General features: G+C 61.6%; 16 protein-coding genes. 9 read left to right on the top strand and 7 right to left on the bottom strand.

Going from position 1 to position 19,128, the window contains the following annotated elements:
* The first annotated feature begins 161 nt into the window (after positions 1-161).
* The 4 genes from LG385_RS00775 (at position 162) to LG385_RS00760 (ending at position 3,602) form a co-directional block, all read left to right on the top strand.
* Entirely contained in the window at positions 162-650 is a 489-nt protein-coding gene (locus LG385_RS00775; RefSeq protein ID WP_181115711.1) for a DUF3015 domain-containing protein, read from the top strand.
* A gap of 59 nt (positions 651-709) precedes the next feature.
* Positions 710-2,563 carry a DUF4105 domain-containing protein gene (locus LG385_RS00770; protein WP_225771681.1) on the top strand — a complete coding sequence of 618 codons (1,854 nt, stop codon included), beginning with the start codon at positions 710-712 and terminating at the stop codon, positions 2,561-2,563.
* A gap of 103 nt (positions 2,564-2,666) precedes the next feature.
* A complete protein-coding gene (locus LG385_RS00765) occupies positions 2,667-3,023 on the top strand; it encodes a hypothetical protein (protein WP_181115715.1) in 357 nt (118 codons plus the stop codon).
* A 78-nt stretch (positions 3,024-3,101) separates the two neighbouring features.
* Entirely contained in the window at positions 3,102-3,602 is a 501-nt protein-coding gene (locus LG385_RS00760) for a GreA/GreB family elongation factor (protein WP_181115717.1), read from the top strand.
* 65 nt (positions 3,603-3,667) lie between these two features.
* On the opposite strand, the gene ettA is transcribed toward LG385_RS00760, so the two are convergent.
* A complete protein-coding gene (gene ettA, locus LG385_RS00755; RefSeq protein ID WP_181115719.1) occupies positions 3,668-5,332 on the bottom strand; it encodes an energy-dependent translational throttle protein EttA in 1,665 nt (554 codons plus the stop codon).
* 243 nt (positions 5,333-5,575) lie between these two features.
* Here ettA and LG385_RS00750 point away from each other — a divergent pair, with 243 nt between their 5' ends.
* From LG385_RS00750 to LG385_RS00740, 3 genes are all read left to right on the top strand, one after another.
* Entirely contained in the window at positions 5,576-9,394 is a 3,819-nt protein-coding gene (locus LG385_RS00750; protein ID WP_413247298.1) for an EAL domain-containing protein, read from the top strand.
* A gap of 215 nt (positions 9,395-9,609) precedes the next feature.
* Positions 9,610-10,863 carry a serine hydroxymethyltransferase gene (gene glyA / locus LG385_RS00745; RefSeq protein WP_181115724.1) on the top strand — a complete coding sequence of 418 codons (1,254 nt, stop codon included), beginning with the start codon at positions 9,610-9,612 and terminating at the stop codon, positions 10,861-10,863.
* 150 nt (positions 10,864-11,013) lie between these two features.
* Positions 11,014-11,583 carry a hypothetical protein gene (locus LG385_RS00740; protein WP_225771679.1) on the top strand — a complete coding sequence of 190 codons (570 nt, stop codon included), beginning with the start codon at positions 11,014-11,016 and terminating at the stop codon, positions 11,581-11,583.
* Between the two features lie 2 nt (positions 11,584-11,585).
* Here the strand turns inward: LG385_RS00740 and yjiA are convergent, their stop codons facing one another.
* The 3 genes from yjiA to LG385_RS00725 form a co-directional block, all read right to left on the bottom strand.
* Complete coding sequence (gene yjiA / locus LG385_RS00735) at positions 11,586-12,566, bottom strand: GTPase (protein WP_225771677.1); 981 nt, start codon at positions 12,564-12,566, stop codon at positions 11,586-11,588.
* Positions 12,567-12,651: 85 nt separating this feature from the next.
* Positions 12,652-12,852 (bottom strand): YbdD/YjiX family protein, encoded by a 201-nt coding sequence (locus LG385_RS00730; RefSeq protein WP_181115730.1) that lies wholly within the window; start codon positions 12,850-12,852, stop codon positions 12,652-12,654.
* A gap of 11 nt (positions 12,853-12,863) precedes the next feature.
* Positions 12,864-14,930: a carbon starvation CstA family protein gene (locus tag LG385_RS00725; RefSeq protein ID WP_225771675.1), complete on the bottom strand. Its 2,067-nt coding sequence runs from the start codon at positions 14,928-14,930 to the stop codon at positions 12,864-12,866.
* 234 nt (positions 14,931-15,164) lie between these two features.
* On the opposite strand from LG385_RS00725, the gene LG385_RS00720 reads away from it, so the two are divergent.
* Positions 15,165-15,521, top strand: coding sequence for a PilZ domain-containing protein (locus LG385_RS00720; protein ID WP_225771672.1), 357 nt, complete (start codon positions 15,165-15,167; stop codon positions 15,519-15,521).
* A 4-nt stretch (positions 15,522-15,525) separates the two neighbouring features.
* Here LG385_RS00720 and LG385_RS00715 read toward each other — a convergent pair whose 3' ends face one another.
* Together LG385_RS00715 and radA are read right to left on the bottom strand one after the other, a co-directional pair.
* Positions 15,526-16,215, bottom strand: coding sequence for an HAD-IA family hydrolase (locus tag LG385_RS00715; protein ID WP_225771670.1), 690 nt, complete (start codon positions 16,213-16,215; stop codon positions 15,526-15,528).
* A gap of 66 nt (positions 16,216-16,281) precedes the next feature.
* The gene (radA, locus tag LG385_RS00710) at positions 16,282-17,649 is read right to left on the bottom strand and encodes a DNA repair protein RadA (RefSeq protein ID WP_225771668.1); all 1,368 of its coding nucleotides are present in this window, start codon (positions 17,647-17,649) and stop codon (positions 16,282-16,284) included.
* Between the two features lie 187 nt (positions 17,650-17,836).
* Between radA and mscL the strand changes: the two genes are divergently transcribed.
* Positions 17,837-18,283 (top strand): large-conductance mechanosensitive channel protein MscL, encoded by a 447-nt coding sequence (mscL, locus tag LG385_RS00705; protein ID WP_225771666.1) that lies wholly within the window; start codon positions 17,837-17,839, stop codon positions 18,281-18,283.
* On the opposite strand, the gene LG385_RS00700 is transcribed toward mscL, so the two are convergent.
* Positions 18,284-19,054: a ferredoxin--NADP reductase gene (locus LG385_RS00700; protein ID WP_225771664.1), complete on the bottom strand. Its 771-nt coding sequence runs from the start codon at positions 19,052-19,054 to the stop codon at positions 18,284-18,286.
* Positions 19,055-19,128: the final 74 nt, after the last annotated feature.

The following is a 19,128-nucleotide window of genomic DNA, read 5'->3' as shown; positions in this document are numbered from 1 at the left end:
ACAAGCACAAGGCGTGCGCGGTGTGCGCTAAATGCGTAGCAAGGCCGACGGAACCGCAAACCCTGCCTAAACTCCAACATGCGCGCCCAGCCCAACGGCAGGCGTGCACCTGGTGCTCGAAAGGGCACAGGCCATTTTGATCGACATGCGAGAACAATGCTATGAAACGGATTCTGCTTGGCTCCCTGTTTACCGTCGCTTCCCTCCAGGCATTTGCCCAGGCCCCCGGTGGCCCGGACTGCGGGTGGGGCAACATGCTGTTTGAAGGCCAGCGCGGCACCCCGGCTCACTTCCTGGCTTCTACCACCAACGGCACTTCCGGGAACGCCACGTTCGGGATGACCTCCGGAACCAACGGTTGCAACACCAGCGGCGCGCTGACCTATGGCGGCAAGTCGTGGATTGCCATGAATGGCATGATGAACGAACTGTCCGAAGACATGGCGCAAGGCCAAGGCGAAGCGCTGACCACCTATGCAGTGGTACTGGGCGTAAAACCTGAAGACCGCGCTTACTTCTCCAGCGTGACCCACCAGCACTTCAATGACATTTTCAAAACCGCTGACGTGACGGCTGAAGACGTTCACGCCAACACCCTCAATGTACTGAAAAACGATCCACGTCTGGCCAAGTACGCCACCCAGGCGTAAGGTCGCTGCGTGTCCCCGCCCCGCTTGGGGCGGGTTCTGTCATTTGCCGGATGCAAGGGATGCTCACCCGCTTTCTATGGCTGGCCCTGTTGGCCTGCACCTCGCTCAACGCCGCTCCGTCCATAGCCCCCGCCACCCTGGATCGCCTGGCTCAAGACCCGAACTGGATCGCCTTGGGGCATTACGAATACAAACGCCTGCGTGGCTGGCACAGCTACGTGGATGATCGCCGTTTTTTCCTGGCAGAAAACGGCCGCTACAGCCCGGCCGATGAATTGGCCGCCACGCTCCGGGCGCTGTATGCCCCGGCCAACCTGGGCAACCGGCATGCCCAGTGTGTATTTCCTGCACGTACGCGGTGGCTGCGCGCCCGCTTGAACCTTGACGATTTGCCCCAGGTGGATTGCCCGGACTTCCAGCACTGGTACGGCGACATTTCGCCTCATTCGACCGTGCTGGTGTTCCCGGCGGCCTACCTCAACAGCCCTTCCTCGATGTTCGGGCATACCTTGCTGCGCATCGATCAGGCCGACACCCAGGCCGACCAGACGGCGCTGCTCAGCTATGCGATCAACTTCGGCGCCTATGTAGAAGGCAGTGACAACAGCATGCTCTATGCCTGGAAAGGGCTGGCCGGTGGCTACCCCGGGCTGTTCTCGCTGGTGCCGTATCAACAGAAACTGGCCGAATACCGCAGCCTGGAAAATCGGGACCTGTGGGAATACCAGCTTAACCTCACCCCGGAAGAAACCGGCCGGCTGGTAGAGCATGTGTGGGAGCTGCAGCAGATACGTTTCGATTACTACTTTTTCGACGAAAACTGTTCGTACCGGCTGTTGGAACTCCTGCAAGTGGCGCGGCCCGGCTTGCAGCTGACCGAGCAATTCCCTCTGGCGGCAATCCCCACCGATACGGTGAAAGCGGTAAAAGCCGCCGGGCTGGTACAGCGCACCGACTACAGGCCCTCCCGCGAACGGGAGTTGTTGGCCCGTGCCACACCCTTGAGCGCCTCGGAGCAGGCGCTTGCCAAACGCATGGCCGATACGCCAGCGGCTGCGGCCGACCCAACGTTCAACGCCCTGCCCCGCGCGCAACAGGCCCTGGTGCTCGACACGGCCTACCGGCTGCAGCGCTACGAGGCAACCGGCCAGCCCCGGGATGCCGAGCGAAGCCAGCGCAGCTTCGCCTTGTTGCAGGCTATCAACCGCAACCCTCCGCCTGCCTTGGCAGTAGAACGCCCGGGGTTGCCAGAAGAAGGTCACCCCTCTCGAACCTGGGAGCTGGGGCTGGGTACCCGCGATGATCGCGCGTTTGCCGAATATGGATTGCGCATGGCGTATCACGACCTGCAGGACAACGCCTACGGCTTCCCGCTGGGCGCGCAGATCGAACTCGGTGGGCTGAAAGTTCGCCAGTACGAAGGTGGCGAGTGGCAGTTGCAACAGTTCAACCTTGCAACGATCCGCTCACTGTCCCCGCGCAACGACCTGCTCAAACCCTGGTCGTGGCAAGTCAGCGGTGGCCTGGAGCGCGTGCTGGGCAAACATGGCGATAACGTGCTGGTCACGCACTTGAATGGTGGCGCGGGAGGAACCTGGCAGCTCGCGCCGGATGTACTGGGCTTTGCCCTGGGTACGCTGCGGGTAGAGCACAACAATGACTTCGCGGCGTTCGCGGCGCCAGCGGCAGGCTTTGACACCGGGCTGTTGTGGCGCAACGGCCTGGGCAATCTGCGCCTGGAAGCCAAGGGCGATTACTTCACCAATGGTGAAGCGCGGCGCCAGCTGAGCCTGGCCCAGCAATGGGAGTTAAGCCCTACTCTCGGCGTGCGGCTCGCGGCGCAGAGAGACTTCAGCCACCTCGGCGGGCCGGTGAACGAAGTGCTGCTGGAGCTCAAGTGGTACCACTATTGACGCACCGACCAAACGCTGACCGACGATTGACATTTAATCTACAAAAACACACCTAAACTGATACCTATGCCGGGCAGCTGGCCTGGCGCCTGAGGTATCCAACATGAAGATGCAGTGGTGTGTGGTCTTCGGCGTAATCATGCTCGCCGGCTGTACGACGACTCACGAACAGTTGCTGCAGCAGGGTTATCCGCCGGGCTTCGCCGACGGTTACCAGGACGGATGTGGCAGCGGCCGCGGCGCCGCCGGCTCCATCACAGGCACCTATACCAAGAACGTGCCTCGCTATTTGTCCGACAAACTCTACAGCAGCGGCTGGGACGATGGGTTCCGTCAATGTCAGGCTGCGCTGGCCAACCAGGAACGGCAGGATCTTCACGACAAAGTGTTGAACGACCGCGATCGGGACTGGCAGCGCGACGTGGACAACGGCAAGGCGCGGGCCTACCACTCCAATTGATCACTGTTGGGCATTGAATGGAAACTCCAGGCGGTCAGCTATTGCCTATTCAAAGGAGACGTACCAGGAGGGACATTCATGAGCCGCGCATTCGTCAATGAAGATCAGGCAGCCGCCCACGCCAGCCAACCGGTGGAGCGGATGGTAAGCACCCTTCCCAACTACGTGACCGAGTCGGGCCTGGTGCAGTTACGCGCCCGGGCCGATGAGCTCCGGGCGCTACACCTGGAGCAGAGTGCCTTGGGCGAACGCGCCGACCGCCAGGCGCTGGCGGATTTGGAGCGTGACCTGCGCTACTACCATCAACGCTTGCAGACAGCGAAGGTCGTGCCGCCGGTTCAAGCGACCGACACGGTACAGATCGGCAGTTGGGTCAGTTATGTGGATGAGCACAACATGCACCGGCAAGTGTGCCTGGTGGGAGAGGATCAGGCTGACGTAGGTGTTGGCCTGATCAACTGGGCCTCTCCGCTCGGCCGCGCCCTGATGGGCGCGAAAGTGGGCGACGAAGTGGTATGGCGCCGCCCGGCGGGTGAACATGTGCTGGAAGTACTGGCTATCTCCGCTACGCCTGACTGAGCGCAGGTCGCAGGTCGCGGGCAAGCCTCGCTGCTACAGATGACACCTCTAGCAGCGGTGCTCCGTTACGCCAGCTTGCGGTACTTGACCCGGTGCGGTTGCGCCGCGGCTTCGCCCAGGCGCTTCTTGCGATCGGCTTCGTACTCGGTGTAGTTGCCTTCGAAGAAGACGATCTGGGAGTCGTCTTCGTAGGCCAGGATGTGCGTGGCTACACGGTCCAGGAACCACCGGTCGTGGGAGATCACAATGGCGGCGCCCGGGAAGTCCAGCAGCGCTTCTTCCAGCGAACGAAGGGTTTCTACGTCGAGGTCGTTGGACGGTTCGTCGAGCAGCAACACGTTGCCGCCTTCCTTCAGAGTCAATGCCAGGTGCAAGCGGCCGCGCTCACCACCGGAGAGGTCCTTCACGAACTTCTGCTGGTCCCCACCCTTGAAGTTGAACCGGCCCACATAGGTGCGGGACGGCACTTCATAGTTGCCGATGCGAATCTGGTCCGAGCCGTCGGAGATCTGCTGGAACACTGTCTTGCTGCCGTCCAGGTCCTCGCGGCTCTGGTCCACGCATGCCAATTGCACGGTATCGCCGATGTCGATGGTGCCCGAATCCGGTTGCTCCTTGCCCATGATCATGCGGAAGAGCGTGGATTTACCCGCGCCGTTGCCGCCGATCACGCCCACGATCGCGCCCTTGGGCATAGCGAACGAAAGGTTGTCGATCAGCACCCGGTCGCCATAGCTCTTGGTGACGTTGTTGAACTCGATCACCTTGTCGCCCAGGCGCGGGCCCACCGGGATGTAGATCTCGTTGGTTTCGCTGCGCTTCTGGAATTCCTGCGACTGCAGTTCTTCGAAGCGCTGCAGGCGGGCCTTGGATTTGGACTGCCGCGCCTTGGCGCCCTTGCGCACCCACTCCAGTTCTTCCTTGAGCGCCTTCTCATGAGCGGACTGTTGCTTGGATTCCTGCGCCAACCGCTCGGACTTCGCTTCGAGCCAGCCGGAATAGTTACCTTCGTATGGAATGCCGTGGCCACGGTCCAGCTCCAGGATCCAGCCGGCAACGTTGTCCAGGAAGTAACGGTCGTGGGTAATGGCTACCACGGTGCCCTGGAAGTCATGGAGGAAACGCTCCAGCCAGGCCACCGAATCCGCGTCCAGGTGGTTGGTGGGTTCGTCGAGCAGCAGCATGTCAGGGGCCGAAAGCAGCAGGCGGCACAGCGCGACACGGCGTTTTTCACCACCGGAAAGGTGTTCGATACGGGCATCCCATGGCGGCAGCCGCAGGGCATCGGCGGCCACTTCCAGCTGGCGCTCGAGATTATGCCCGTCGGAGGCCTGCAGGATGGATTCGAGCTTGGCCTGCTCGGCGGCCAGCTTGTCGAAATCGGCATCCGGCTCGGCGTAGGCGGCGTACACCTCATCAAGGCGCGCCTGGGCGTCCTTGATGGCGGACACGGCCTCTTCCACCACTTCACGAACGTTCTTGTTCGGGTCCAGCTCGGGCTCCTGAGGCAGGTAACCCACATTCAGCTCGGGCATCGGACGGGCTTCGCCGTCGAACTCTTTGTCTACCCCGGCCATGATCCGCAGTAGCGTGGATTTACCCGAGCCGTTCAGGCCCAGCACGCCAATCTTGGCGCCAGGGAAGAAAGACAGGGAAATGTTCTTTAGGATTTCCCGCTTCGGCGGAACAACCTTGCTCAGCCGATGCATGGTGTAGACGTATTGGGCCATGGGTAAACCTGACTGGTAACGATGATGGCGCGCACAGATGAAAAGCGCGTTTCGGTAGACGGTCAAAACTACCGGAATGCGTGATTGAGGGCAAACTTGCAGCCCGAGGGCTGGCACTTTGCCAGACATGGCGGCATGCTAGCCTGTCAACGGCAGCAGCGCCTGTTATCATGGGCCTTTCGCGGCCCATGGCACGCGCGCAGCGCCACTGGCGGTCTCGGCGCAACACCGCAGGATTTCAGTTTGAGCAACCTCGATCAGTCGTCGTCCCTGCGCCAGCGAACCCCTGCGGCCAGTGGTTCTTTTTCCGGCTCGCTGAAAAGCGCGCTTGCCGTGCTGGTGTTGCTCCTCTTCGGCCTGCTGGTGTGGCAGGTGCTGAACGAATATCACCGCAATCAGGATGAGCAACGCGCCGCTGCCGTAGAGCATAGCGCCAGCCTGGCGGATCGCCTGGGCCTGAACATGGCATTGTTTGCCGAGAGCAGCCTCAACGCGCTGCTGCTGGGAACGCCGCCGGGTGGACAGGGTGTGCAGGCCGGGCTGATCGGCACGGTGCATCTGGGTGCCAATGGCCAGCCCCTGCCCGGCGAGCGCCCTTCAGCGGCGTTATCCAATGCGCTGCCCGAGCTGACGCAGCACGCCAGCAACACCCGCTACTGGTACAGCAACAGCCCGGACGGCACTGAAACCTGGCTAGCCCTGCGTGACCCTCGCAGCCAAGGCTTCTGGGTATTACGCTTCGCTCCGTCGTTTTATGGCCTTTTGGCGCCCCACCTGGGCGACCACGGTTGGTCCCAGTGGCTGGTCAAGGATGCCGAAGGCCGACCGATCTACCGGGCCTCGGGTGAGGCAACCGCAGGTACCTCCCCTGCTCCGGTTCTGGCATCGTCCGCCGAGGAGCAACGTACCAGCGTCGCCAGTTACTCGCTGCCGGGCAGCGGCTGGCGCCTGGATGGGCTGTTTGATCCGCAGCTTGCGCGGCTGCCGCTACTTCCCGGCCTGTTCAGCAAGCTTGCGCTAGGGCTCGCCTGCACCATTCTGCCCTTGCTGGTACTGCGTGACTTGCGCCGCAGGCAGCAGGAAGTGCAAGCACAACGGCGTCGCTATCAGGATATTTTCGAAGGTGCCGGGGTTGGCCTTTGCGTGTTCGACCTGCGGGACCTGCGCCAATTGGTCACGCTCGCCGGCTTGCGGCGCATCGAGGACATCCTGCCATGGCTCGAAGCACACCCAGCCCAGCATCGGGTGTTGCGCGAAGCCATGCACCTGACCGAAGCCAACCAGGTTGCACTAAACCTGCTGCAGCTTCAGGACGCCAGCGCGGTATGGGCGCGGCTGGTTGGCAGCAGCACGTTGGTGCCCCAGAGCCTTCCCTACGAATTGCTGGTCGCGCTGCTCGCGCCTGCCACGGTGGAACTCGAGTTTTCGCTGCCTGGCTCCGACGGCGCTGCCCGCCATGTGTGGGCACAGATCCGCGTGCCTGAAGATGGCAGCGTGGATGAAGTGATTCTAAGCCTCAACGACGTCACGCAACGCAAGCAGGCCCAGGTATCGCTGGTAGAGCGCGAGCGGTTCTGGTCGGACGTGGTACGGGCGGTGCCGGATCATCTTTATGTGGCCGACGTGCTCCAGCGCAAGATGCTCTACAGCAACCATCACCTGGGCATGACGCTGGGCTACACCCATAGCGAAGTTCAGGACTTGGGCGACCAGTTCTGGGAAGCCCTCATGCATCCGGTGGATGCCGAGCAATACCGTGCCCTGCGCCAGTACCAGCGGGACACCAGTTATGCCGGTCAATTGCAATGCCAGCTGCGCTTCCAGCACAGGGATGGCAGCTGGCGGCGTTTCGACATCCGCGAGCAAAGCCTCACCGAGGATACTGCCGGGCGGGTAACGCGGATCATCGGCGTGGCCAAGGACGTTACCGAGCAGATCGAGGCGAGCCAATCGCTACGAGACAGTGAACAGCGTTATCGAATGCTCGCTGAAAGCATCAGTGACGTGATCTTTTCGACCGACAGCCGCCTGAGGCTCAACTACGTCAGCCCCTCCGTTCAAACCGTGCTCGGCTATGACGTGCAATCGGTGTTCGATAACGGCTGGCAATCCACCATCGCCACGCCCAGCCAGGTCACAGGCCTGGAGGCGCTGCTCGAACGGGTACGCGCCGCCCTGGGCGAGCCGGCTTTGCTGGCAGAATTGCGTACGCAGGTGCGAAGCCAGACGTTCATGCTCGACTGCCTGCGCGCGGATGGCCGCAAGATCCCCATCGAGCTGCGCCTGGTATTGATCTGGGACGAACACGACAACTTCGAAGGGATCCTCGGCGTAGGCCGCGACGTAAGCCAACAGCGGCGGGCCGAGAAAGACCTGCGCATGGCGGCTACGGTGTTCCAGCACTCCACCTCCGCGATCCTCATCACCGACCCGGCCGGCTATATCGTGCAGGTGAACGAAGCGTTCAGCCGCGTCACCGGTTATCAGCCCGCAGACGTGCTGGACCAGTTACCCACACTGCTCACGGTCATCGAACAGCAGGAAGCCCACCTGCAATACGTGGTCAAGCAGCTTCACCTCAATGGCAGCTGGGAAGGGGAAATACGCCTTAAACGGCGTGACGGCGAACACTACCCGGCTTGGGTAGGCATCACTGCGGTACTGGATGAAGAAGGCGACCTGGCCAGCTATGTCTGTTTCTTCAGCGATATCAGCGAGCGCAAGGCCAGCGAGCAGCGTATCCACCGGCTCGCCTACTACGACGCCCTCACCCACCTGCCCAACCGCACATTGTTCCAGGACCGCCTGTTTACCGCGTTGCAGCAAGCCGAACGGCAGAAGGCCTGGGTGGTGTTGATGTTCCTGGATCTCGACCGTTTCAAGCCCATCAATGACTCGCTGGGCCATGCAGCGGGCGACCGCATGCTCAAGGATATGGCCATGCGCTTGCTGGCCTGCGTGGATGAAGACGACACAGTCGCGCGCATGGGCGGTGACGAGTTCACCCTGTTGTTGCAGCCGCGCGGCAGCCGCGAAGCGGCGCTTACCCGAGCTATCCACGTGGCGGAGGAGATCCTCGGTAATCTCCACGCGCCTTTCGTGCTCGAGAACCGGGAGTTCTTCGTCACGGCCAGCATCGGCATTGCCCTTAGCCCGCAGGACGGTAGCGAGCTGAGCCAGCTGATGAAAAACGCCGACACCGCGATGTATCACGCCAAGGAACGCGGCAAGAACAACTTCCAGTTCTATCAGGCGGACATGAATGCCAGTGCGCTGGAGCGGCTGGAACTCGAAAGCGATTTGCGCCACGCCCTGGAGCAGGAAGAGTTCGTGCTGTACTACCAACCCCAGCTCAGCGGGGATGGAAAACGGCTTACTGGCGCCGAGGCCTTGCTGCGCTGGCGCCACCCGAGGCGAGGGCTGGTCCCGCCTCAGGATTTCATCCCCGTGCTCGAAGAGCTTGGGCTGGTGGTAGATGTGGGCGACTGGGTACTGACCGAAGCCTGCCGCCAGTTGAAAGCGTGGCATCAGGCCCGGGTACGGGTGCCCAAGGTGTCGGTGAACATATCGGCGCGGCAGTTCTCCGACGGCCAGCTGGGCAAGCGCATTGCGAGCATCCTCGCGGAAACCGGCGTACCGCCTGCGTGCCTTGAGCTGGAGCTGACCGAGAGTATCCTGATGAGGGACGTGAACGAGGCCATGCAGATCCTCGACAGCCTGAAAATGCTCGGCCTGAGCATTGCCGTTGACGACTTCGGCACGGGCTACTCCTCGCTCAACTACCTGAAGCAGTTCCCGATCGACGTGCTGAAGATCGACCGTACCTTCGTGGATGGGCTACCTGAGGGCGAACAGGATGCACAGATCGCCCGCGCAATCATTGCCATGGCCCACAGCCTCAACCTCTCGGTGATCGCCGAAGGCGTCGAAACCCACGACCAGCTGGACTTCCTCCGCGAACACGGCTGCGATGAAGTGCAAGGCTATCTGTTCGGCCGGCCCATGCAAGCCAACCGGTTCGAAGCGCAATTCAGCAACGACGCGTTGTTCATGTTCGACTGATCCGCAGCGGCGAGCTTCAAGCTACAAGCGGCAAGAAGGTTCGCGGCGCCTTTAAGCTTGTGGCTTGCAGCTTGCAGCTCAATGGCCTGCAGCTGGCCGCTCGCGGCCCTCAGCTGAACCCCGGTCATCCCCAGGATGACGGGCGCTCATGTGCCAGCCTCCGGTGGATGCGGTAGAATGGCGGCTTTCTCTCTGCCGATCCTCGAGGACCGCCAATGTTCAGCCGTGATTTGACCCTTGCCAAGTTTGACGCCGACCTCTTTGCCGCGATGGAGCAAGAAGCCCTGCGTCAGGAAGAGCACATCGAGCTGATCGCCTCGGAGAACTACACCAGCCCGGCGGTCATGGAAGCTCAAGGCTCGGTGCTCACCAACAAGTACGCAGAAGGCTATCCGGGCAAGCGCTACTACGGCGGCTGCGAGTACGTGGATGTGGTTGAGCAACTGGCCATCGATCGCGCCAAGGAGCTGTTCGGCGCCGACTACGCCAACGTCCAGCCCCACGCGGGCTCGCAGGCTAACGCTGCGGTGTACCTGGCGCTGTTGCAAGCGGGCGATACCATTCTGGGCATGAGCCTCGCCCACGGCGGCCACCTTACCCATGGTGCTTCGGTGTCTTCCTCCGGCAAGCTGTACAACGCCGTTCAGTACGGGATCGACGGCAATGGCCTGATCGACTACGACGAAGTGGAGCGCCTGGCGGTAGAGCACAAGCCGAAAATGATCGTGGCCGGTTTCTCCGCCTACTCTCAGGTGCTGGACTTCGCCCGCTTCCGCGCCATCGCGGACAAGGTCGGTGCTTACCTGTTCGTGGACATGGCGCACGTGGCTGGCCTGGTTGCCGCTGGCGTGTACCCTAACCCCGTTCCGTTCGCCGACGTGGTTACTACCACCACCCACAAAACGCTTCGTGGCCCGCGCGGTGGGCTGATCCTGGCGCGCAGCAATCCCGAGATCGAGAAGAAGCTGAATTCGGCCGTGTTCCCGGGCGCCCAGGGTGGCCCACTGGAACACGTTATCGCCGCCAAGGCCGTATGCTTCAAGGAAGCACTGCAGCCTGAATTCAAGGCCTACCAGCAGCAAGTGGTGAAAAACGCTCAGGCCATGGCCGAAGTGTTCATCGAGCGCGGCTTCGACGTCGTTTCCGGTGGCACCCAGAACCACCTGTTCCTGCTGTCCCTGATCAAGCAGGACATTTCGGGCAAAGATGCCGACGCTGCCCTGGGCCGCGCGTTCATCACCGTCAACAAGAACTCGGTACCGAATGATCCGCGCTCGCCGTTCGTGACTTCCGGCCTGCGTTTCGGCACCCCAGCCGTGACCACCCGTGGCTTCAACGAAGCTGACTGCCGCGAGCTGGCAGGCTGGATCTGCGACATCCTGGCCGACCTGAACAACGAAGCGGTGATCGATGCCGTTCGCGAGAAGGTCAAGGCTATCTGCGCGCGGCTGCCGGTGTACGGCAACTGATCCGTCAGGCGTAAACGAGAACCCGGCCACGTGCCGGGTTTTTTTATGGGTTCGAGAAACGCTTCCACTTTCCAGCCACCTGCGGACCGCACTTAAGGTGCCGTCTCCTGGCCCGAACGGGCCTTCACGCAAGTTGCAGGAGTATCAACCATGCCTACCGTCAAGCAGCAATCCTTTGTAGGAGCCTTATGGCTCAATGGCCACCCACTCAACACACTAAGCGCATTATTAGGTAAAGCCGCCTGGGCCAACCGCCTCCCAAGCCTGGCAGGTCTTGCGCCGCACCTGGCGAGCACTGTGCGCAATGATTCACACTTGCTCAGTTGCCAAGCGGGCGTAACGCCCAAGCCCATGGCGTTCTACTTCCAATGGACAACCGAAGGCTACCAACTGTATGTGCGTTCCCCAGGCAAGTATTTCAGCAGAGGGGTGGCGCTCGATGAAGGAGGTTTTCTTGGTGTCTTGCCCGCCGACCAACGAGCCCCTGCCTTGTTAGAGCTGAACTGCCTCAGTGAGCGACCATTCGATCCGACAGATGTTTCTGCAAGCCAGTACGCCATCAAGTTAAGCACTGAAGGCGCTGCCATTACCCCACGCCGTCGAGCTCATTCCGGCTACCAATATCTGGGCGTTGAGCATCCGAATGCTCAAATATGGAAGCTATTGATCATTGAGCGTAACGTGAGTGCCCCATGGCTCAGCGAGCCGGGTGAGCAGTAACTTCACCGGCCCTCGCAAGCCTGCATACGCTTGAACGCTTCCCGGATCGCCTCTTCTGGCAAGTCATCGGCAATGAACACCATCACGCTCTCGCGTGCCTCGCCCTCCTCCCAGGCGGTGTCCCAGTCAAAGCCATAGAGCTTGAGCACACCCTGGAACACCAGCCTGCGGGGATCGCCAGCGATACTTAGCACGCCCTTGTAGCGCAACAATTGCCGGCCGTGCTCTTCCAGTAGCGTGTTCATGAAATCGCTGAGGCGGTCGATGTCCAGCGGCATATCCGTGCGCAGCACCATGCTGGTTATACGATCTGAGCTTTTGCCGATGACCATTGGCCGTGGGCGGAACCCCGCGCCCAGTTCGGCATTGAGGTTAAACCCTCGAATGTCCAGCAGCTCCGCCAGGTCGATCTCACCGTGGTCCACCACGCGAATCGAGGCGCGGTTATTGATGCGGGCTAACCGTTTACTGAGTGCTTCGAACGCTTCTGGAGTGACCAGATCGGTCTTGCTCACCAGTAGCCGGTCGGCAAACCCCACTTGGGCCTGGGCAATGGTTTGCTTCAGATGCTCGCCAGCGTGGGCCGCGTCAACAAGGGTCACAATGCCATCGAGCACATAACGGTCACGCAGCTCTTCTTCCATGAAAAATGTTTGAGCAACCGGCGCAGGGTCGGCCAGGCCGGTGCACTCGATCACCAGCCGATCAAAGGCGATTTCTCCCGAATCGAGCCGTTCCAGCAACAGGAACAACGCTTTGGTGAGGTCCGTATGGATGCTGCAGCACACGCAACCGTTAGCCAGCGTTACCACCTGCACGGGCTCGTCGCCCAACAGCTCGGTGTCGATACCGGCGTCGCTGAATTCGTTCTCGATCACCGCCAACTTCAGCCCGTGCTCGGCCTGAAGCATGTAGCGAAGCAAGGTGGTTTTGCCGGCGCCGAGAAAACCGGTCAGCACCGTTACAGGAACAGGGGTGGGCACGTACGTCTCCGGATCAGGTTCGGGCACCTGAATCGCATGCCCCCGGAAGGCCGGGGGCCGCTCGCGAATCAGGCCGAGGCAGGGTTCAGCAACAGCGGGGCGATCCCTTGCCGCCGCCGTAGCGGGCCTCCTGCCGCTCACGGAAGAAGGCTTCGTAATCCATCACCGGCTGGTCCGGGTGGGTCTTTCGCATGTGTTCCACATAATTGTCGTAGTCCGGCATGCCGACCATCAGGCGCGCCGCCTGCCCCAGGTATTTGCCCAACCGGCTCAGGTCATTGAACATGGCTCAGGTCCTCATGCGTCTGGCAGCGCCTGGAATGGCGCTTCCTTGTCGGTGCGGTCGCGCTTGCCCAGCGCCGCGTAGCCGACCTTGACCGCGAACACCAGTACTGCCAGCACCACGAACAGGAACAGCACGGTGAGTGTGGCGTTGGTGTAGGCGTTGAAGATCACCGCCTGCATCTGCTCGATACTCTTGGCCGGAGCAAGCACCTGCCCTGCCGCCAGCGCATCGTTGTACTTTTTCGCCAATGCCAGGAAGCCTACCGCCGGGCTGGGGTCGAACAACTTGATGAGGCCCGCGGTGGTGGTGCAAATCAACAGCCATGCCGCCGGCAACAGGGTGACCCAGATGTAGCGCTGGCGCTTCATCTTGATCAGCACCACGGTGCCGAGCATCAGCGCGATACCGGCCAGCATCTGGTTGGAGATGCCGAACAGAGGCCACAAAGTATTGATGCCGCCCAGTGGGTCAACCACGCCTTGATACAGCAGGTAACCCCACAACGCCACGCAACCACCGGTGCCAATCATGTTGGCGCCCCACGATTCAGTACGCTTGAGCGAAGGCACGAAGCTGCCGAGCAGGTCTTGCAGCATGAAGCGGCCCGCGCGGGTACCGGCGTCTACAGCGGTAAGGATGAACAGCGCCTCGAACAGGATCGCGAAGTGGTACCAGAACGCCATGGTATTTTCGCCTGGCAGTACCGTGTGCAGAATCTGCGCGATACCTACTGCCAGCGTGGGCGCACCACCGGCGCGGGCCAGGATGGTGTTTTCACCAATGTCATGGGCGACTGCCTGTAGGGTTTCGGGTGTGATCGCAAAGCCCCAGCCACTGACCGCAGCTGCCACGGCGTTGATGTCGCCACCCACTACAGCAGCCGGGCTGTTCATCGCGAAGTACACGCCAGGTTCGATGACCGAGGCGGCAACCATGGCCATGATGGCTACGAACGACTCCATCAGCATCGCGCCATAGCCGATGTACCGGGCGTTCACTTCGTTATCCAGCAGCTTGGGCGTGGTGCCCGAGGAAATCAGCGAATGGAAGCCCGATACCGCGCCGCAGGCGATGGTAATGAACAGGAACGGGAACAGCGTGCCTTTCCACACCGGCCCGGTGCCGTCGGTGAACTGCGTGAGCGCGGGCATTTTCAGTTCTGGCATGGTGACCAGAATGCCGATGGCCAGGGCGATGATAGTGCCGATTTTCAGGAACGTAGACAGGTAGTCTCGCGGTGCGAGGATCAGCCACACCGGCATTACCGCAGCCACGAAGCCGTAGCCGATAAGCATCCAGGTGATCTGCACGCCCGTGAAGGTAAAGGCCTTGGCCCATACCGGGTCGGCAGCCACTTGACCGCCAGCCCAGATGGAGGCCAGCAACAGTGCTACGCCAATGAGCGAGATTTCACCGATGCGGCCCGGGCGGATAAAGCGCATGTACACGCCCATGAACACCGCGATAGGAATGGTCGCCATCACGGTGAACACGCCCCATGGGCTTTCAGCCAACGCCTTGACCACGATCAGCGCCAGTACGGCGAGGATAATGATCATGATCAGGAAGCAGCCAAACAGTGCGATGGTGCCCGGGACGCGGCCCATCTCTTCGCGCACCATGTCGCCCAGCGAGCGGCCGTTACGGCGGGTAGAAAGGAACAGCACCATGAAGTCCTGCACGGCGCCGGCCAGTACTACGCCGGCGATCAGCCAGAGGGTGCCAGGCAGGTAGCCCATTTGCGCGGCGAGCACCGGGCCCACCAGCGGGCCAGCCCCGGCGATAGCCGCGAAATGGTGGCCGAACAGGATATGTTTGTTGGTGGGAACGTAATCCAGCCCATCGTTGTTGAGCACGGCAGGGGTGGCTCGACGAGGATCGAGCTGCATCACTTTCTCAGCGATGAACAGGCTGTAGTAACGATATGCGACCAGGTAGATCGCCACCGAGGCGACCACGATCCAGAGCGCGTTGATGCTTTCGCCGCGACGCAGCGCGACAACCCCGAGCGCCCAGGCGCCAATGACGGCCAGCGCGAGCCATGGCAGATGGCGGGCCAGACTATTATTGTTTTTCATGTTTTATATTCCAGCGAATGGCAACGGAACAAACCCGGCTCCAGTCTAGCTACACTTGCGGGGAAGCACACCCCCCACAAAGGTCGATGGCGCGGGGTTTTGTGCCATTGTCGGCTGGCCTTTGCGGTTTCGCGAGGCACTCGGCAAAACCTGTATACAAGCATTGCCGGCTACGCCATGGCACGGCAGCATAGAGAGCGACCCGCGCTGACGGGCCTCATTGAGGAAGTACCCATGACTGAAGAACGTCGTCGCTTCAAACGTATTGCCTTCGATGCCCGCACCGAGCTTACCCAAGGTGACAATCGCTGGGAGGTCAAACTGCTCGACCTGTCCCTGAAGGGGCTGCTTGTTGAACGGCCAGCCGGCTGGCAAGGCGACCCTGCCGCACCGTTCCAGGTGACTGTGCAGCTGGGTGAAGACGCCCCAGTGAAGATGGAAACCGAGCTCAAGCACGACAACGATGGCCAGCTGGGCTTCCAGTGCACCCACATCGACCTGGATTCCATCAGCCATCTGCGCCGCCTGGTGGAGCTGAACCTGGGCGACGAGGCGGAGCTGGAGCGGGAACTAGGCGCACTGGTGGGCTGATCCCTTACGGGAACGCCGGCAGCCCCCATCCGCTGGGCTCGAACTCGAGCAGGCTGCCGAGGCGGCCGTCGGCGTGGGTGTACTTCTCTGGGTCCATGGCCGAATCCGGCACGGCCAGGGCGTACATGCCCGCCGCCTTGGCAGCGGTCACGCCGAAGGGTGAATCTTCGAACACGAGGCAGTCTGCCGGTGCCACACCCAGGCGGCGGGCCGCTACCAGAAAGATATCAGGGGCAGGCTTGGCAGCGCCCACTTCCGGGTCATCGGCCGTCACGATCGTATCAAAGAGCGAAAACCATGCTTCGTGCTGCTGGGTCTTGAGCTTGAAGTAGGTGCTCGAAGAACTGGTGCCTACCGCGATCGGAATGCCGTTGGCCTTCAAGTGCCGCACCAGAGCCTCCGCCCCCGCCATGCCCAAGGCTTCGGGGAAGCGCGCGGTCATCAAGGGCGCGCGAATCTCCAGGAATTCGTCCACGGTGATTGGAAGCTCCAGGGCTTCCACCACATACGTGGCCAGGTCTCGCGCGCCACGGCCGATGATGTGCTGCTTGTGGCTCCAGTCGAAGGTTTTGCCATAGCGCTGGGCAATGGACTGGGTGACTTCGGTGTAGATGCCCTCGGTGTCGAGCAGCAGGCCATCCATGTCGAAAATCACAGCCTTTACCTGCGGTGCGGAGGTTGAAGCGCTCACCATGGGAAATCTCGCTCGGCTTAAAAGAAGGTGATACTCCGGGCGAGTGCTTCAGGTCAAGCTGCAACGCTACTCGAAAAGGGCGTCGAGGGCCTGCTCCAGACGGGTTACCGCTACGATCTCAAGGCCTGCCGGGGCTTCCTTCGGTGCATTGCCCTTGGGCACGATGGCCCGCTTGAACCCGTGCTTGGCCGCTTCCTTGAGCCGCTCCTGCCCGCTGGGCACAGGCCGCACCTCACCCGACAGCCCTACCTCGCCGAATACCAGCAAGCCATGAGGCAGCGGGCGGTTTCGCAGGCTGGACATCACCGCCGCCATCAGTGCAAGGTCCGACGCGGTTTCGAGCACCTTCACCCCGCCCACCACGTTAAGGAACACGTCCTGGTCGTGGGTGGGAATGCCCCCGTGCCGATGCAGTACCGCCAGCAGCATCGCCAGGCGGTTCTGGTCCAGGCCCAGCGTCACCCGCCGAGGGTTGGCCAGGTGGCTGTCATCGACCAGAGCCTGCACCTCCACCAGCATCGGCCGGGTACCTTCCCAGGTCGCCATCACCACGCTACCCGCGATTTCTTCCTGGGCGCGGCTGAGGAAGATCGCCGAAGGGTTGGACACTTCCTTCAGGCCACGATCGGTCATGCCGAACACGCCCAGCTCGTTCACCGCGCCGAAACGGTTCTTTACCGCCCGCAGCAGGCGCAAGCGGCCGTCGGACTCACCTTCGAAATACAGCACGGTATCGACCATATGCTCGAGCACCCGAGGCCCCGCCAGGGAACCCTCCTTGGTGACATGCCCCACCAGGAATATCGCCGTGCCGCTCTGCTTGGCAAAGCGCACCAACAGGGCCGCGCTTTCGCGCACCTGCGCTACGCCACCCGGCGCGGATTGCAGCTGTTCGGTAAAGATGGTCTGGATCGAGTCGATCACCATCACCTTGGGATTTTCCCTGCGGGCGGTGGCGATGATGCTTTCGATCGAGGTTTCGGTCATCACCTTGAGCTTGTCCTGCGGAAGGCCAAGCCGGCGCGCGCGCATGGCCACTTGCTGCTGCGATTCTTCCCCAGTCACATACAGGGCCGGCATGCGCTCGGCCAGGTTGCACAGGGTTTGCAGCAAGATAGTGGACTTACCAATACCCGGGTCGCCGCCGATCAGCACCACCGACCCGTCAACCAGGCCGCCGCCCAGCACGCGGTCCAGTTCGGTAGAGGCGGTGGAAAACCGTGGAATTTCCTCCACGCTCACTTCTGCGAGGGTTTTTACCGTGGCCTGCTCGCCCGCCCAGCCGGTACGGCTGTTGCTGCTGGCGGCCGGCGTGTTCTCCACCATGGTTTCCACCAGCGTGTTCCAGGCACCGCATTCGGCGCACTGCCCCGCCCACTTGGGGAAAGTTGCGCCACACTCGGTGCAGCCGTACATGCGCTTGGCCTTGGCCATGGTGCCTCCATCGAACGAAAGGGCGCTTATCATACCCCTCGGCTCGGCCAGCCGGGGCTTGCCGAAACAAAACTAATCGGTGGGCTGCCGGTCTGGTAAAACAGTAACCCGAATGCCAAGGCGCTGATTTTCAAGCATTTGGTTAAAAAACTTACCCGTTTCTTCAACTTGAAAAAGGATGCACTCAATGAGCTTGCTTAAAGAGTTCAAGGCCTTCGCAGTCAAAGGCAACGTGGTCGACCTGGCCGTGGGTATCATCATCGGCGCGGCCTTCGGCAAGATCGTGTCGTCCTTCGTGGGCGATATCATCATGCCGCCGCTCGGCTTGCTGATCGGTGGCATCAACTTCACCGACCTTGCCGTCACGCTACGCCCCGCCGAGGGGGCTTCACCGGCGGTGGTGCTGGCCTACGGTAAATTCATTCAAACCGTGGTCGACTTCATCATCGTGGCCTTCGCTATCTTCATTGGTGTGAAGGCGATCAATCGGCTCAAGCGCGAAGAGGCCAGGGCACCCAGCCTGCCGCCGGTGCCTACCAAGGAAGAGGTATTGCTGGGCGAGATCCGCGACATTCTGAAAGAACAGAATGGCAAGCCAGCCCCGGCGGTATCGGTACAACCGCCAGTGGTGTAATCACCAGTAGGTTTCCACCGCGACTGCACCTGGCCGGCGGCTGAGGCTAAGGTTCATGTCGCGGCTTTTCAGCAGCTTGCGGGTGTCGTCGATCATTTCCGGATTACCACAAATCATTACCCGGGAATGCTCAGGGGTGAGTTCGATACCCGCCGCGCGCTCCAGCTCGCCGTTGGCGATCAGGTCGGTGATACGCCCCTGCAGGGCACCTGGCCAGGCCTCCCGACTTACCAAGGGAACGAAGGTGAGCTTGCCGGCATACTCGGCGAGGTACTCACGTTTCTCCAGGTCCGCGATCAGCTCTCCATAAGCGAGGTCGCGGCCATGCCGAGCGCTGTACACCAGCACAATACGCTCGAAACGCTCCCACGCTTCAAAGCCCTGCAAGATGGAAAGGAAGGGAGCAAGGCCTGTGCCTGTGGCCAACAGCCAAAGGTCGCGGCCATCGGCGAAGCGGTCCAGTGTGAGGTAACCGAATGCCTGACGCTCTATCAAAAGCTCGTCGCCCACTTGCAAGCGCGACAGTTCGCTGGTGAACTCGCCGCCAGGCACTACCACCGAGAAGAATTCAAGAAACTCGTCGTACGGCGAGGACACCATGGAGTAGGCCCGCCAGGCGACGGTGCCGTCCGGCTTGGTTACGCCCAGGCGCGCAAACTGCCCTGCCTGAAAGCGAAAGCCTGCATCACGCGTGGTGCGCAGGGTGAACAAGTTGGGGGTCAAGGTGTGCACGGCCAGCAGGCGCTGGCGGGTGAACTTCTCGTCGGTCATGGGGCCTCCACGTTTAATACCGCGTAGTTTGGCGCAATTGCGCGCGGACAAACACCGACGGTGCGTGTGGAAAC

It is taken from the genome of Pseudomonas sp. Marseille-Q5115, assembly GCF_916618905.1.
Lineage (GTDB): Bacteria > Pseudomonadota > Gammaproteobacteria > Pseudomonadales > Pseudomonadaceae > Aquipseudomonas > Aquipseudomonas japonica_A.
The sequence above is the reverse complement of the archived record's forward strand: the minus strand, read 5'-3'. Positions and strand labels throughout refer to the sequence as shown.

Excerpts from the sequence above, each read along its gene's own strand:
- radA (WP_225771668.1), bottom strand. The coding sequence starts at position 17,649 with ATGGCCAAGGCCAAGCGCATGTACGGCTGCACCGAGTGTGGCGCAACT.
- LG385_RS00700 (WP_225771664.1), bottom strand. The coding sequence starts at position 19,054 with ATGACCGACGAGAAGTTCACCCGCCAGCGCCTGCTGGCCGTGCACACC.
- LG385_RS00720 (WP_225771672.1), top strand. The coding sequence starts at position 15,165 with ATGACTGAAGAACGTCGTCGCTTCAAACGTATTGCCTTCGATGCCCGC.
- LG385_RS00730 (WP_181115730.1), bottom strand. The coding sequence starts at position 12,852 with ATGTTCAATGACCTGAGCCGGTTGGGCAAATACCTGGGGCAGGCGGCG.
- ettA (WP_181115719.1), bottom strand. The coding sequence starts at position 5,332 with ATGGCCCAATACGTCTACACCATGCATCGGCTGAGCAAGGTTGTTCCG.
- LG385_RS00770 (WP_225771681.1), top strand. The coding sequence starts at position 710 with ATGCTCACCCGCTTTCTATGGCTGGCCCTGTTGGCCTGCACCTCGCTC.
- LG385_RS00725 (WP_225771675.1), bottom strand. The coding sequence starts at position 14,930 with ATGAAAAACAATAATAGTCTGGCCCGCCATCTGCCATGGCTCGCGCTG.
- LG385_RS00775 (WP_181115711.1), top strand. The coding sequence starts at position 162 with ATGAAACGGATTCTGCTTGGCTCCCTGTTTACCGTCGCTTCCCTCCAG.
- LG385_RS00740 (WP_225771679.1), top strand. The coding sequence starts at position 11,014 with ATGCCTACCGTCAAGCAGCAATCCTTTGTAGGAGCCTTATGGCTCAAT.
- LG385_RS00715 (WP_225771670.1), bottom strand. The coding sequence starts at position 16,215 with ATGGTGAGCGCTTCAACCTCCGCACCGCAGGTAAAGGCTGTGATTTTC.
- glyA (WP_181115724.1), top strand. The coding sequence starts at position 9,610 with ATGTTCAGCCGTGATTTGACCCTTGCCAAGTTTGACGCCGACCTCTTT.
- mscL (WP_225771666.1), top strand. The coding sequence starts at position 17,837 with ATGAGCTTGCTTAAAGAGTTCAAGGCCTTCGCAGTCAAAGGCAACGTG.
- LG385_RS00760 (WP_181115717.1), top strand. The coding sequence starts at position 3,102 with ATGAGCCGCGCATTCGTCAATGAAGATCAGGCAGCCGCCCACGCCAGC.
- LG385_RS00765 (WP_181115715.1), top strand. The coding sequence starts at position 2,667 with ATGAAGATGCAGTGGTGTGTGGTCTTCGGCGTAATCATGCTCGCCGGC.